The 13,411-nt window shown below is 34.3% G+C and carries 16 protein-coding genes; 4 read left to right on the top strand and 12 right to left on the bottom strand.

The window, feature by feature from the left end; all coding sequences use genetic code 11:
• Positions 1–846, bottom strand: coding sequence for an HAD hydrolase-like protein (locus HMPREF2586_RS02635; protein WP_064209288.1), 846 nt, complete (start codon positions 844–846; stop codon positions 1–3).
• Between the two features lie 449 nt (positions 847–1,295).
• Here HMPREF2586_RS02635 and HMPREF2586_RS02630 point away from each other — a divergent pair, with 449 nt between their 5' ends.
• On the top strand, positions 1,296–1,961 hold the full coding sequence (locus HMPREF2586_RS02630; RefSeq protein WP_083310394.1) for a beta/alpha barrel domain-containing protein: 666 nt from the start codon (positions 1,296–1,298) through the stop codon (positions 1,959–1,961).
• A 315-nt stretch (positions 1,962–2,276) separates the two neighbouring features.
• The gene (locus HMPREF2586_RS02625; protein WP_019470083.1) at positions 2,277–2,468 is read left to right on the top strand and encodes a hypothetical protein; all 192 of its coding nucleotides are present in this window, start codon (positions 2,277–2,279) and stop codon (positions 2,466–2,468) included.
• A 181-nt stretch (positions 2,469–2,649) separates the two neighbouring features.
• Here the strand turns inward: HMPREF2586_RS02625 and HMPREF2586_RS02620 are convergent, their stop codons facing one another.
• The gene (locus tag HMPREF2586_RS02620) at positions 2,650–2,919 is read right to left on the bottom strand and encodes a DUF1413 domain-containing protein (RefSeq protein WP_019470084.1); all 270 of its coding nucleotides are present in this window, start codon (positions 2,917–2,919) and stop codon (positions 2,650–2,652) included.
• 189 nt (positions 2,920–3,108) lie between these two features.
• Here HMPREF2586_RS02620 and HMPREF2586_RS02615 point away from each other — a divergent pair, with 189 nt between their 5' ends.
• Positions 3,109–3,816 carry an SDR family oxidoreductase gene (locus tag HMPREF2586_RS02615; RefSeq protein ID WP_019470085.1) on the top strand — a complete coding sequence of 236 codons (708 nt, stop codon included), beginning with the start codon at positions 3,109–3,111 and terminating at the stop codon, positions 3,814–3,816.
• A 73-nt stretch (positions 3,817–3,889) separates the two neighbouring features.
• Positions 3,890–4,390, top strand: a complete 501-nt coding sequence (locus tag HMPREF2586_RS02610; protein WP_070812620.1) for a GNAT family N-acetyltransferase — start codon at positions 3,890–3,892, stop codon at positions 4,388–4,390.
• A 129-nt stretch (positions 4,391–4,519) separates the two neighbouring features.
• Here HMPREF2586_RS02610 and hisIE read toward each other — a convergent pair whose 3' ends face one another.
• From hisIE to HMPREF2586_RS02560, 10 genes are all read right to left on the bottom strand, one after another.
• Complete coding sequence (gene hisIE, locus HMPREF2586_RS02605; protein ID WP_070812619.1) at positions 4,520–5,149, bottom strand: bifunctional phosphoribosyl-AMP cyclohydrolase/phosphoribosyl-ATP diphosphatase HisIE; 630 nt, start codon at positions 5,147–5,149, stop codon at positions 4,520–4,522.
• Complete coding sequence (gene hisF / locus HMPREF2586_RS02600; RefSeq protein WP_046206799.1) at positions 5,146–5,904, bottom strand: imidazole glycerol phosphate synthase subunit HisF; 759 nt, start codon at positions 5,902–5,904, stop codon at positions 5,146–5,148. The genes hisIE and hisF overlap by 4 nt, the downstream gene beginning before the upstream one ends.
• The gene (gene hisA / locus HMPREF2586_RS02595) at positions 5,901–6,605 is read right to left on the bottom strand and encodes a 1-(5-phosphoribosyl)-5-((5-phosphoribosylamino)methylideneamino)imidazole-4-carboxamide isomerase (RefSeq protein ID WP_070657965.1); all 705 of its coding nucleotides are present in this window, start codon (positions 6,603–6,605) and stop codon (positions 5,901–5,903) included. Before hisA ends, hisF begins: the two co-directional genes overlap by 4 nt.
• Entirely contained in the window at positions 6,605–7,177 is a 573-nt protein-coding gene (gene hisH, locus HMPREF2586_RS02590; protein ID WP_019470090.1) for an imidazole glycerol phosphate synthase subunit HisH, read from the bottom strand. Before hisH ends, hisA begins: the two co-directional genes overlap by 1 nt.
• Positions 7,174–7,752: an imidazoleglycerol-phosphate dehydratase HisB gene (gene hisB, locus HMPREF2586_RS02585; protein ID WP_046206801.1), complete on the bottom strand. Its 579-nt coding sequence runs from the start codon at positions 7,750–7,752 to the stop codon at positions 7,174–7,176. The genes hisH and hisB overlap by 4 nt, the downstream gene beginning before the upstream one ends.
• Positions 7,739–8,734: a pyridoxal phosphate-dependent aminotransferase gene (locus HMPREF2586_RS02580; RefSeq protein WP_019470092.1), complete on the bottom strand. Its 996-nt coding sequence runs from the start codon at positions 8,732–8,734 to the stop codon at positions 7,739–7,741. Before HMPREF2586_RS02580 ends, hisB begins: the two co-directional genes overlap by 14 nt.
• Complete coding sequence (gene hisD, locus HMPREF2586_RS02575; protein ID WP_070658099.1) at positions 8,727–9,989, bottom strand: histidinol dehydrogenase; 1,263 nt, start codon at positions 9,987–9,989, stop codon at positions 8,727–8,729. Before hisD ends, HMPREF2586_RS02580 begins: the two co-directional genes overlap by 8 nt.
• Positions 9,979–10,596, bottom strand: coding sequence for an ATP phosphoribosyltransferase (hisG, locus tag HMPREF2586_RS02570; RefSeq protein ID WP_019470094.1), 618 nt, complete (start codon positions 10,594–10,596; stop codon positions 9,979–9,981). Before hisG ends, hisD begins: the two co-directional genes overlap by 11 nt.
• Before the next feature lie 16 nt (positions 10,597–10,612).
• Positions 10,613–11,428, bottom strand: a complete 816-nt coding sequence (locus HMPREF2586_RS02565) for an ATP phosphoribosyltransferase regulatory subunit (RefSeq protein WP_046206802.1) — start codon at positions 11,426–11,428, stop codon at positions 10,613–10,615.
• A gap of 393 nt (positions 11,429–11,821) precedes the next feature.
• A complete protein-coding gene (locus HMPREF2586_RS02560; protein WP_070657964.1) occupies positions 11,822–13,120 on the bottom strand; it encodes a D-serine ammonia-lyase in 1,299 nt (432 codons plus the stop codon).
• Between the last annotated feature and the right edge of the window lie 291 nt (positions 13,121–13,411).

Here is a 13,411-nt window from a genome sequence, read left to right as displayed (position 1 = left end):
TTAGTTCTCTCCTTCAAAATTATTAAAAAATATTTGTTTTAAAGTGTCATGTGTGTATTGGTTGAAATGACCATCTTTAAACAATTTTAAATATTTATTGTTAAAGTCTAGCCACGATTGATCTTCATGACCTGCTAGTATTGGATAAAAGTACATACCATGAGATTCTGCTGCTTCTAAGTCTCCTTTGGCATCTCCTAACATGATGATGTCTTCTAAGTTGTAATATTGTTTTAAGTGCGCTAAACAGTGCTCTTTTGTACCTGCTTCTTGTGCAAACATGCCACTTAAATAGTCTGTTAATTTGTATGTTTCCCACTCATATTCTACTGCCGCTAAATTTGCTGATGACACAATTGCGATATCGGCAAAAGTTGAAGCATTTTGTAGAGACGTTTGTACGTTTTTAAATGGTCCAATACTTGGTAAGGTTTTGATAATTGCATTAACACGGTGGGACCATGATAATGCTTTTTGTAATCCATTTTGTTGCGGATTGTTTGATATAGCTTTTTCGAGTGCTGGATTAGAGAAAGCATCTGTTGTTTGCACCCACTGCTTAATATGCTCGTATCCCTCAATATGAATCCCTTGTTCAACAAGTTCACTTAACATGCGTTCTAATCCTTTAAAGCGATTAATACCTCTAGTGATTTCATATAAATTTATATCATTCCAGCGCTTTAATAGTTTGGACTCTATATTTTCTAAATCCCATTCTTCAACAATAGCTGGACCAAATGCCCGCTCATGCTTGATAGTCATAGAATCGATGGCACATCCGTCAGAATCAACGCAAATTAATTTTTTAAACCTAGGTTTGTAATGTGATAAAGAATCAATCATTTAATCTGTTCCTCTCAAGTTAAAATATGTGCTTTATCATATACCATTGCCTTACTTTTAAAATACTATTGTAAGCAAAACTCAAGGATATAATAAAGCGCTTTCTTTATAATATTAAAGTTAGCATTCATAATAGAAAAAAACTAGCGCATTTCGTATAACTTTGTGAGTATAATCACAAAGTAGATGTTTTATGTCATTTTATTACTAAAATAGTTATTTTATTAATAAAAATATTGGCTATTTGAGAGAAGTACGTGATCAAAGGTGCGTACATTTTATTTTTGATATATCTCATCTATGGCATCCATTTTGTAAATAAAACACCAATATGCTACATAGATACTAATGATTGCTCAAATTGTTAACAAAATATAATGAATCTTACTATGAAAGGGTTACGTAGACATCGATTGACGAAAATTAGATAAAAATTACAATGAAATAAAATGGATTGGAAAGGACAGACGCTAATGGATAAATTGTTGACTTTGGAACAATTACACCGAAACTACTTGGTAGGAGTAGTTAAGGGATCTACTTGTGATGATGCTATATTGAAAAGTGAAAAAATGATTGAGGGTGGTATGAAAAATATTGAAATAACATCTAACACGCCCTATGCAGAATTGGCCATAAAAGCGTTAACCCAAAAATTTGGTAAATCAATTATCATTGGTGCAGGTTCAGTTCAAAATGTTGTAACCGCACGTGTAGCGATTATAAATGGTGCTCGCTATATAGCAACGTCGCATTTAGACGTTCAAATAGCGCATATTTGTAATGTATACCAAATACCTTACATGCCAAGATGTGGTTCGAAAGATGAAGTAACTAAAGCGATACAGTATGAAGTACCAGTGATTAAGTTGTATCCTGCAAATATATTAGGTGTACCTTTTTTGAAAAACATTCGTGAAATCTTCCCCAATATACATATGATACCTTATGGCGGCATGTCATTAGAAAATATGGAGCAGTGGTACAAAAGTGGTGCCTATGCTATCGGTATTGGTAATGCATTAACTAAAGGGACACAAAAAAACCATTTAGATATGATTATTCATCAAACACATGCATTTGTAGAAAAATTAAATTCAGTGCGTTTGATCTAAATGATTAGCTAAAATATGACAGCAATTTATCTAATGGTATAACTAACGCTTCGTGATTAAGCGCAATATTAACGAAATAGGTACTATAAATGGAATTTTATCGTTAACCTATGATGCGTATTTTTAAAATCAATCATTTTTAAAATTAAACAATTTGTCAATTTAAAAATGTGTGAAATATATTAAAAAGGACTAAAAGTGATTATTTTGTGAAATTAATCACAAAACACTTTAAATTCTTAACGTTATCGATTATGATAAGGGTGTAGAAGATAACAATGCCTAACGAAAGAAAAAATACGGAGTGATTATTAAATGAGAAAAGTAATTGAAGAAGTCATTTTTTCAAATGAAAGCAGTTATGATATATACACACATACTGGTGTGAATCAAGGCATTATTAATGACATTAAAGATGGATACAGAAGTATTGATTATATAGCTTATATTGATGCAGAAAAATTATACAACTATGGATTAGAAAAAAAGCTACTAGTAAGTAATTAATACACTGTATTCATCTAGTAGCATTGAAGTTTATACACATATACTTCATCGTATCTTGTGTGTAAAACTTCATGAATATTATTCTCCCTAGTATCACCTTTCATGATTTATTTAGAGCCCTTACAAAGTGGAAAAGCCTATGTTACTGTTCATCCAGTAACGTAGGCTTTTCTCATCATGATTAAACATAAGATTTAAAGTTATGTTTGATTTCATTATAGTTATAAATAGAATTATACATACGCATGCGAATGTGATCTTGTGAAGCATATGAAATACGCAATACATTACTTTGGGTGACATATTTTCTGAATTCACGTTCATATTGCTGGCGCTGGTTAAGCGATAGTCCAAGCCACTCTTCTTCATTAAACAATTGTTCAAAACGAAAGTCGAAACTTGTACTATCAATATTATTTCTTAGTTCTTTTATTCTTTCAGTGAAGTTCATGGATCATCCTCCTAATTTATTTAAAGATAAGTGAGTTATGTATGATATACCCACTTTATAATGATTTAGTGTATATGACAAGTACACATGCTTATGAGCTAACTCATTGTTTCAAGGGGGAGGGCACATGGTACAATCATTGAGGACAGGGTATAAAATATAAAATACGTTTGATGAAAGGAAGATTCGATGGTTAAATTAGAGAACAAGGTTGCAATCATCACTGGTGCTAGTAGTGGCATTGGTGCTAGCATAGCAGAGGTGCTATCAAGTCACGGTATACAATTACTATTAACTGGTCGTAATGAAACAAAGCTGAAAGATGTTGTAAATCGTATTCGTTCAAACGAACATCATGCACAGGTTGAATATTTAATAGTGGATGTGACACAGCAACAAGAAGTTGAACGTTTAATAGCATATGCAAAAGAACAATTCGGTCGCTTGGATATACTTGTAAATAGTGCGGGTCAAATGATGTCTTCTGCTGTAACGGACGGTAATGTAAAGGCTTGGGAATCAATGATTGATACAAATGTGAAAGGGACACTATATGGCATTAATGCAGTTATACCAACATTTTTAGCTCAATCTAGTGGTCATATTATTAACATTGCTTCTATCTCAGGTTTTGAAGTGACGAAAATGAGTACAATATATAGTGCAACGAAAGCTGCAGTGCACACGATTACGCAAGGATTGGAAAAAGAGCTGGCTAAAACTGGCGTTCGAGTGACAAGCATATCGCCAGGTATGGTAGATACGCCTTTAAGTGGCCAGACAGATTGGGGAGAACGTAAAAAGCTAGAACCCAAAGATATTGCTGAAGCGGTAGTTTATGCATTACAACAACCTTCACATGTAAATGTAAATGAAATTACTGTCAGACCAGTCTAATATATATTTTTAATGTTACGACGTTGAGTTAGTTAATAGTAAAGTGATAATATAATGTGAAAGTAGGTAGAGCATGGAGTTTAGATGTCTTAAGAAAAGCGATGTAGAATCGTATCGCTCATTGCGCTTACAGTCTCTACAAACTGATTCTACAGGTTTTGCTTCAACTTATCAACGTGAGCTTCATTTACCAATTGAACGTTTTGAAGAGAGGATAGGGTCGAACGAAAGACATTTTACAATGGGTGTATTTGACGATGGAAAATTAATCGGTTATGCAACTTTTTATCGAGAAATATTAGAAAAAGTGATGCACAGAGGTAATTTAGTCGGTGTATATTGTGATCCACAATATAGAAAACAAGGATTTACTCAACAACTAATTCAAAAAATGATAGATATTGTCACTGAACAAGGTGTGGTTAAAACTATAGGTTTATCGGTTCTTACGGAAAACCAAAGTGCTATTAAATTATATGAAAAATTAGGATTTCAGAAATATGGCACTGAAGCAAAGGCACTTTATGATGGCAAACGGTATTATGATGAAGATTTGATGGTGTTATTTGTATAAAAAATTAATAAATTCAAAACTATAGGCTAAAACAGTTATGATCTGTTTTAGCCTATAGTTTGATATATGAGTATATATTAGTGAAATTAACTGATTATGAAAAATCATGAAGCAATCAGTAAATCGAATTTACCAATTTTTTATATCTGATCTTTCTCCTTTAAAGTTATTGGAAACTTGATGACGTTTTGACAAAGTTTTCTCAATATCTTCAAATTTGATGTTCAATGCATGTAAAAGTACAAAAAGATGATACATTAAATCAGCAGTTTCATTTGTTACTTCTTCTTGATTAGATTTCATAGCACCGATTACGACTTCAAAAGCTTCTTCACCAAACTTCTTCGTGATTTTTTCTAAACCTTCATTCAATAAATATTGTGTGTATGAATTTTCTTTATTAGAGTTAGCGCTTGAAGATACAGTGTCTTCGAGCTGTTGTACATAGAAAGGAACCGTTGTATTGAAACAACTCTGGCTCCCAGTATGACAAGTTGGTCCATTGGGAATTACATCTATCAATAAGGTGTCTTGATCACAGTCTAGGTGTACATTTTGAACGACTTGGGTGTGACCAGAAGTTTCTCCTTTGGTCCATAAGCGGTCTTTAGAACGTGAATAAAAACAAACCTTCCCCTCAGCTAACGTTTTGTTGTATGCATCTTCATTCATATAACCAAGCATAAGCACTTGATTTGTCTGAACATCTTGTAGTATGGCAGGAATAAGCCCTTTACTAAAATCAGGTTGTTGTGTCATCTTATTGGAATACCTCCTTGAGCCATTGATTGTTTAATTTCATTCACTGTGGTTTCTTTGTCATGCAGTATGCTAGCAGCTAATCCTGCCGAGACATTTGTTTGTTTGAATAAATCTACAAAATGCTCTGGATTGCCGCCACCACCAGAAGCAATAATAGGGATGTGCACAAGTTGTTCAATCTCATGTAAATGGTTAACATCAAAGCCTTGTTTCATACCATCGTGTGTCATGCTTGTTATTAATAATTCGCCAGCGCCAAGCGCCTCCACTTCTTGAACCCAGTCATAGACACGTTTATCTGTACGTTTCTTTCCGCCATGTGTATAGCAAAAATAATCATTTAACTCTGTATCAAAGTTACTATCTATAGCGATACAAATACATTGGCTTCCAAATTTTTCACTGGCTTCTTGGATAAAAGCAGGGTGCTTTAATGCGCTAGAGTTTAGAGATACCTTGTCAGCACCATGATTTAGCAACTGGGAAATGTCATCAATTGTGGAAATGCCGCCTCCTACTGTAAGTGGAATGAATAGTTTTTCAGCAGTTTCTTCAATAACATCTAACATAAGCCCATGGCCAGCTTCAGTTCGAGAGATATCTAAAAAGACTAATTCATCTGCACCTTGCTCGTTGTAATAAAGTGCATAATCCACAGGATTTCCAAGGTCACGTAGCCCTTTAAATTGTATGCCTTTGACAACGCGGCCATCTTTCACATCTAGGCAGGGGATAATTCTTTTTTTAATCATGATAATCCCTCCCAAAATGCAGGGTTGTGTGCAGCTTTACCAACGATTGCTGCATGAACACCCAATTTTTCTAATTGTTCTAAGTCTTGTTGATGACGAATACCACCAGAAGCAATGACAGGTTTTTGTGTTGCTTTGACAAGCTGTGCTGTTATTTCAAAGTTTGGGCCAGCCATGCGACCATCTTTAGAAATATCCGTATAGATGATACCTCCCAATGGTAGCGATTCGATTTGCTGAACCAAATCGAATAAGTCTAGATGTGCATCTTGTTCCCAGCCGTTTATTTTTATTTCACGCTGATATGCATCTACTGATAGATAGAGTTTGTACGGATATTGATAAGACATTTTGGCTAACCATTCAGTATCTTGAATGCCTTTTGTCCCAATAATACAATAGTCTATACCGTCAGCAAAATAAGCTTTGATTGTTTCATAACTACGTATACCGCCACCAACTTCCATAGGTTTATTGGTCAGGCTTCTTAATTGTTTGATGTAGTCCTGTTCAATAGATGTTTGCTGCTTGGCACCGATTAAATCTACAATATGAATACGATCTACACAGTCGAACTTGTCATAAAAAACGACGCTATCTTCGGCACTGCGCGTCATTTTTTCTTCTGAATCATATTTTCCTTCAGTCAGTCTCACACTTGTTGCATTAATTAAATCAATAGCTGGCCAAATATTGATCATTATAAGAAACCACCTTTCAGAGCTTGATTAAGTATCGCTAAACCATCTTCACCACTTTTTTCAGGATGGAATTGGATACCTATAAAATTTTTATATTGAACAATTGCAGGAATCAACGTGCCATAGTCTGCATAAGCAACAACATGATCTGACATTTCAGCTTGATAGGAATGTACAAAATATACATCTTGCGTTAATGTTGTATAATTGCTGATTAAATTATTCCACCCTAAATGCGGTACCGGATAAGGTGTTTGAATAGGTATGATATTTCCTGGGAAAAGTTGTAATCCTTCTACATCACCTTCTGCGCTGTGTTCATAAAGCAATTGCATACCTAGACAAATACCGATGATCGGTTTATGTGATATATTTTGTAAAATAGACTTTAATCCCCGTTTTTCAATCGCTTGCATAGCATCTTTAAAATGACCTACACCAGGTAATATAAGGGTATCTGCTGCCTCAATATCCTCTACACGATCTGTTAAAATTGCATTAAAACCTAAACGATTAAGCGCACGTTGTATGTTTTTAATATTTCCTAAACCATAGTCAATCACTGCAATCATTCAATCACACCCTTAGAAGAAGGAGTGATATTAGCGTCATTTGAGACTAATGCATCTTTAAGCGCACGAGCAAAAGATTTAAATATACTTTCTATTTCATGATGTGTGTTTCCACCACGAATTAAGTCAATATGCGTTGTTAGACGTGAGTTGATAACAAGTGCTCTGAAAAATTCCTCAACGAGTTCAGTATCAAATGTACCTACTTTTTCTTTACTGAATTGAGCATTAAAAGATAAATAAGGTCGTCCACTAATATCTACGACTGTACGCGCAAGTGTTTCATCCATGGGTATGTAACTAACCCCGTAACGTTGAAAATATTTACGTTCCTTTACCATCGATAACAGTAACTGTCCAAGAACAATACCAATATCTTCTGTCACATGATGATCATCGACTTGAACATCTCCATTTGCTTCTATATATAAGGATAATTGGCTGTGAAAAGTAAAGAGTGTCAACATATGATCCAAAAACCCAACGCCTGTATGAATATTACTTTCACGGTGGTCATCAGCCAGAGAAATGCTTAATTGTGTTTCTGCTGTATTACGTGTTTTATTTAGTATCATATTGCGACCTCCAATTTTTAATAAGTATAAATAATTGATCTAATTGTTCATCTGTAGCAATAGAGTATCGTACATAGTCAGACATTTCTGGTTCATCGTATAATCTTGGAAGGAATCCATTGTCTTTAATATAAGCACCTAAACTTTGCGCAGCTTCTCCTTTGGTTAATACGAAATTTGTAGCAGAAGGGAAGACTACCATGACATCGTCAACAAGTTCATGAAACATATCTTTTAATTTTCGGGCAAGCTGTCGTTGTTGCTTTATAAACGCGCGAGTCATTGTTTGATTTTCAAACATATAAATCGCGATATGAAGCGTAATTGTATTCAAAGGATACGGATGCTCAATGCTTTGGATGAGTTTGATGGTATCATTAGTACCGATGAGCACACCTAGTCTTAAGCCAGCGATACCAAACGCTTTCGAGAGCGTACGCATTTGAATAACATGAGGTTGCATCTTAATATCATAAGATTCACCAAAATCTAAGTAAGCTTCATCAATGATAAAGTAACCACCCAATGTTTGCATCTTATCTGCAATAGCCATTAAAAATGTCGTACTATATTGTAAGCCAGATGGATTATGTGGATTACTCATAATAAAGAATGCAGGCTGTACTTCATCAATTCGTTTTAAAATCATTTCTAAATCAAATGTTAAATCTGAATTTGCTGGTACAAATTCAATAGGTCGAGCTACCTGATTAGCATAAGCTTGATACATGAAAAAGTCAGGATCTAAGGTCAATGCCGGTCCTTCTGGCATGATTAACATTAATTTTTGAATGAGCTCATCAGAACCATTACCTGCTATGACTTGATCAGGAGAAATATTATGAAAAGCTGCATAAGCTCGTTTGAAGCGCTCATACTCATCATCAGGATAAAAGTTAAATGCTGCCTGTTGAATAATTGTTGCAAGTTGTTCATTAGATAATGGTTTAAGTGGACTTTCATTTTTATTAATTCTAATCATTGTGTGGCTCCTTTGTTGTTCGAATTTCTATGGATTGTTCGTGATTATACAAGTGTTCAATATGTGCTAATTTACGTGCGGATTGTTCAATGTTTTTAAATGTTTGTTGTGATAAATCTATGACAGAATGTCTCGTTAAGAAATCATTCACAGATAGACCATTGGTAAAACGAGCAGTCTGATTTGTAGGTAGTACATGGCTTGGGCCAGCAATATAATCTCCGATAACTTCTGGAGAATAATGTCCTAAGAAGAGTGCACCTACATATTTCACATGGTTGATATAGTCATGTGGACATTGTGTTTGTATAGATGCATGTTCCGGTGCAATTTGATTCATCAAATCGCAAGCTTCAGTAAAGTTTTCTACTGAAATTAAGAAGTGATTGTGTTTTAAACTGGCTTCAACAATAGGTTGCCGTTTGATTTGTCTTAGAGTTTTTTGAATATTATTTTCTAATTGTTGTAATAAGTCTTTATCTTCGCTGATGACAAATGTTCTAGCGAGTTCATCATGTTCTGCTTGAGCAAATACATCATAAGTAATGGCATTTATGTCAGCCGATCGATCAATGATTAGTGCAATTTCACTTGGACCAGCAATCTGATCAATGCCAACTTGCCCATATAAATATTTTTTGGCATAGGCAACATATTGATTTCCAGGTCCAACAATTTTATCCACTTTAGGAATTGTCTCAGTACCATACGCAAGAGCAGCAATACTTTGTGCGCCACCAACTTGGTAAACTTGATCAACACCAGCAATATAACAGGCAGCAAGTACAATATCAGGTATACCTTCAATTTGTGGTGGAGTAACGACGACGATATTTTTAACACCAGCAACTTTAGCAAGTGTTACAGTCATTAACACGGTGGAGGGATAGCTAGCTTTACCACCTGGGACATAGACACCGACACGCTCTAACGGGTGATATAATTCGTAACATTCTAAATTATCCTGCTGATGCTCTTGTTTAATAGCCATTTGATATGCCTTAATTCTGTCATGACTTTGTTCAAGAGCTTCCCGTATGGATGAGTCAATGCGTTGATAAGCAGTAAATAAGTCTTCCTTAGAAACTGATAATTGTGATGTTTCTACTCTGTCTAGTTTTAGATTGTATTCCTTTAAGGCGTCGTCCCCTCGAAATTTCACTTGATCACAAATTTCTTTTACGATTGGATATAAATCTTCGTTTAGTTCAGATTGGTTCAGGTAGTTATTCATAAATGTTTCTTTATTTGTAATCAATGAGCGTCACCTCCAAAGTTTTAATTAAATCATCAATTTCAGTTGATTTTTTAAAATATGATGCCTTATTTGTAATGAGTTTAGCATTGATGTTTTTAATCTTTTCTTTTTCAACTAAGCCATTTGACTTTAAAGTAGTACCAGTTTGAACAATATCAACAATGCCATCTACCATATCTACCAAACATGCCAATTCAATTGAACCTGATAGTTTTACAAGCTCAACATCTAAACCTTGTGCTTCAAAATATTGACGTGCTGTTTGGGTATATGAAGTAGCTACTTTTTTAAATTGATAAGCTTCTGGTTTAGCAGCAAGTGAAAAGTGACATTCGCCAAAAGGTAAATCCAGTAAGTTGTTAATAAAATAATTACCTTCTTCTAAAATATCGCTGCCGACGATGCCAATATCTGCAACGCCTTGTTCAACATATATCGGTACATCACTACCCTTGACTAAAATAAATTGTATATCATTAACTGTTATAAGTAATTGACGCTCTCTTTGTTCAAGTGCATATGCTATTTCAGTTTCTCTTATTTCATTTAAATACTTTATAAAACTTTTAAGTAATCTACCTTTTGCCAATGCGACAGTAAGCATGATTTTCACTCCTTGTTTATAGTATAAAACCTAGTCCAAAGCCTTCTAATTTCCCTTTATAAAATCCACCAGTGAGACGCTGAGTTTTATTATTTTTTAAATGACATTTCATGAATGATCCTTTGTAATAAGAACGTGGTGGTCTAGGGGTTATATCAAGATGAATTTCAGTAATATTTTGTGATTTAAACCATTGTTCCCACCGATGTAAAGACTGGATGGTGCGATGGTCATGTGGAAATAGTTGTGTTAATAAATCAAGTTGTTCAGTTGTTTTTGTAGTGAGCAACTGTACCACAGGATGCGCAAGACCTAACTGTGCAGTTAACTCTGAAATATTTCGCTCTTGTATAAGATTTAATATCGATTGGCTTTGTTCGCTAGCTGCTAATAATAAATCGATTAATTGATAATGTCCTAAAATGACAAAGTCGATATCATCATTCAACGTATATTTAATAAAGTTATAAAACGTTTTAAAATCGTTTTGCATATCTGTAACAGTTGGGTTGTAATGTTCTATACCTAATTGAGTGTAAACTTCATTATTTCTGACTATTGGACCACTATAAGCTAAACGTTGTTGTTCAGGTTGATAATTACTGTAGTAACGCAATAATTGGTCAGTGAAATCATTGCGCAAAGCAAAAATATGATGGTCATGTTGCCAAAAGCTACGCTCTGTCATTTGTTGTAAATCATCAGGCGTAAGTGATTGCCAGGATAATGATTCTATAAAACTAAAATCAACAAGTTTAAAATCCGCTTGTTGAAAATGTTTTAAAAATGATAATTCATATTCTTTGTTATTAATAAGTGCTTTCGTATCCATAGTATAATGACCATCCTTTATTAAATGCTTTGTTTCTCTACCGAACTAAAGTGAATTGATAAAACATACTTTAACACAGTTGATTTTAGAATTCAATAAATATTCAGAAAATATTCTTAGCAACGTGACTTTAGACGCTTTTATCTATATTTATATAAAAAAATAAAACCTAAAATATTGTTTTAGGTTTTAGAGTGAAAGTAAGTGTGACGATACCACTTCGAACATATTATATTTATTATAAATTTTAACCAAGCCTAATGCCATCATTGAAAAAGAAGCAAGGTTATTATATATGCGTTTTTTTAGATAAGGTATCGAGCAAAACATAAAGTGGGGTGTATACTTAAAGTTACATGTTTGTTGTCAGGTATGTTTCTAAATCGTTGACGTTTATGATTGTTTGCCTTGAGCCACATATTTTAACATTTCTTCCTTAGGTACCATATTACCGCCAGTTGCCCATACAATATGATTGGCATTAGATAAATTAAAATGAGTTTTGTCGGTATGTTTCAACACTGCTTTTAAACCTGCAAACCCTGATGCTGCAGAGGGTTCGACAAATATACGTTCCTTTTGACTAAGCAAATATAAATATCGGTACATTTGTTGATCTTCCACAGTAAAAGCACCATATAATAATGAATTCATTATATGACCAACGAGTTTTGAAGGTCTGGCAACAGCAAGACCATCTGCATCAGTACGGCCGTCTAATCCAATATCTGTTACAGCTATTTGGTTGTGCAGTTGTGTCATCATTCCTAATGTCATGCATGGTGCATGTGTAGGTTCAGCAAAAAGACAATACACATGATCGCCAAATACTTGATTTAATCCAAAGGCAACACCACCTGGACCTCCACCAACACCACAAGGCAGATAAACAAAAAGGGGATGTTGTGCATCTACTTGTATACCTTCATTGCTAAGTTGTGTTTTTAACCGTAAAGCAGCAACTGTATAACCTAAGAAAAGATCAGCAGAACCTTCATCGTCTATGAAATGACAAGTAGGGTCGTTTTCTGCAGCCTTCCGTCCTTCAGCAACTGCATATTGATAATCAGATTGGTGTTCAACAACTTTCACACCGCGTGACCGAAGTAAGTCCTTTTTCCATTGGCGCGCATCACTAGACATATGTACAATAACTTGAAAGCCTAATTGTGCACTTATGATGCCAATACTTAAACCTAGGTTACCAGTTGAACCGACAGCAACAGTATATTTACGAAAGCACGCTTTATATTTTGATTCGGATAAAATTTTATAATCATCTGTATATTTTAAACCACATTCCTTTATAGCGATAGATTCAGCTAGTTTTAAAACTTCATATATACCACCTCTTGCCTTTATAGAGCCTGAAATAGCAAGATGACTATCGCATTTAAGCCATAATTTACCACTTTGCTCAAGGTGCTCAGAGTCAACTAATGCTTGTTGCATAAAAGGGATTGCTTTTAGTGGGGATTCAATCAGACCATGGTCTTTTTCAGTTTTAGGAAAAACATTACGTATATAACTGCTAAAACGTTCTAACCTTGCTGCAGCATCTTCTATATCATCTAATGAAAAAGGGAATGTTTCATCATTACGAAAATTTGGATTTTTCCAAAATATCGGTTTATATTGTTGCATGTCATTGACTAAAGGAAAGTTACTTTTTAATTTTTCAACATTTATCATAAGTGACCACCTCATAAAGTTAATAGTATTTAGTGTTTATTATAGCAAAATTAGATACATAAGATGTTATATAACTGATATTTCAAAATGCTATAAGTTGAGAATGAGATGAATTTTTTTATTTAATAAGAGGATATCATACGAAACCGATAAAGATGATTTCGCAATAAGGATTACCTGAGCTTTAGCTCATGCATAAGAACCACTAACCCAACAAGTTGGGAAGTGAAAAAGTTTACTTTCTCTCTGCTGTTCGAAAGCATAAGAACCACTAACCCAACAAGTTGGGAA

The sequence above is a fragment of the Staphylococcus sp. HMSC034G07 genome (assembly GCF_001835975.1).
Taxonomy (GTDB): Bacteria; Bacillota; Bacilli; order Staphylococcales; family Staphylococcaceae; genus Staphylococcus; species Staphylococcus ureilyticus.
This window is presented reverse-complemented; position numbering and strand designations above follow the sequence as displayed.

Excerpts from the sequence above, each read along its gene's own strand:
- HMPREF2586_RS02635 (WP_064209288.1), bottom strand. The coding sequence starts at position 846 with ATGATTGATTCTTTATCACATTACAAACCTAGGTTTAAAAAATTAATT.
- HMPREF2586_RS02630 (WP_083310394.1), top strand. The coding sequence starts at position 1,296 with ATGGATTGGAAAGGACAGACGCTAATGGATAAATTGTTGACTTTGGAA.
- HMPREF2586_RS02625 (WP_019470083.1), top strand. The coding sequence starts at position 2,277 with ATGAGAAAAGTAATTGAAGAAGTCATTTTTTCAAATGAAAGCAGTTAT.
- HMPREF2586_RS02620 (WP_019470084.1), bottom strand. The coding sequence starts at position 2,919 with ATGAACTTCACTGAAAGAATAAAAGAACTAAGAAATAATATTGATAGT.
- HMPREF2586_RS02615 (WP_019470085.1), top strand. The coding sequence starts at position 3,109 with ATGGTTAAATTAGAGAACAAGGTTGCAATCATCACTGGTGCTAGTAGT.
- HMPREF2586_RS02610 (WP_070812620.1), top strand. The coding sequence starts at position 3,890 with ATGGAGTTTAGATGTCTTAAGAAAAGCGATGTAGAATCGTATCGCTCA.
- hisIE (WP_070812619.1), bottom strand. The coding sequence starts at position 5,149 with ATGACACAACAACCTGATTTTAGTAAAGGGCTTATTCCTGCCATACTA.
- hisF (WP_046206799.1), bottom strand. The coding sequence starts at position 5,904 with ATGATTAAAAAAAGAATTATCCCCTGCCTAGATGTGAAAGATGGCCGC.
- hisA (WP_070657965.1), bottom strand. The coding sequence starts at position 6,605 with ATGATCAATATTTGGCCAGCTATTGATTTAATTAATGCAACAAGTGTG.
- hisH (WP_019470090.1), bottom strand. The coding sequence starts at position 7,177 with ATGATTGCAGTGATTGACTATGGTTTAGGAAATATTAAAAACATACAA.
- hisB (WP_046206801.1), bottom strand. The coding sequence starts at position 7,752 with ATGATACTAAATAAAACACGTAATACAGCAGAAACACAATTAAGCATT.
- HMPREF2586_RS02580 (WP_019470092.1), bottom strand. The coding sequence starts at position 8,734 with ATGATTAGAATTAATAAAAATGAAAGTCCACTTAAACCATTATCTAAT.
- hisG (WP_019470094.1), bottom strand. The coding sequence starts at position 10,596 with ATGCTTACTGTCGCATTGGCAAAAGGTAGATTACTTAAAAGTTTTATA.
- HMPREF2586_RS02565 (WP_046206802.1), bottom strand. The coding sequence starts at position 11,428 with ATGGATACGAAAGCACTTATTAATAACAAAGAATATGAATTATCATTT.
- HMPREF2586_RS02560 (WP_070657964.1), bottom strand. The coding sequence starts at position 13,120 with ATGATAAATGTTGAAAAATTAAAAAGTAACTTTCCTTTAGTCAATGAC.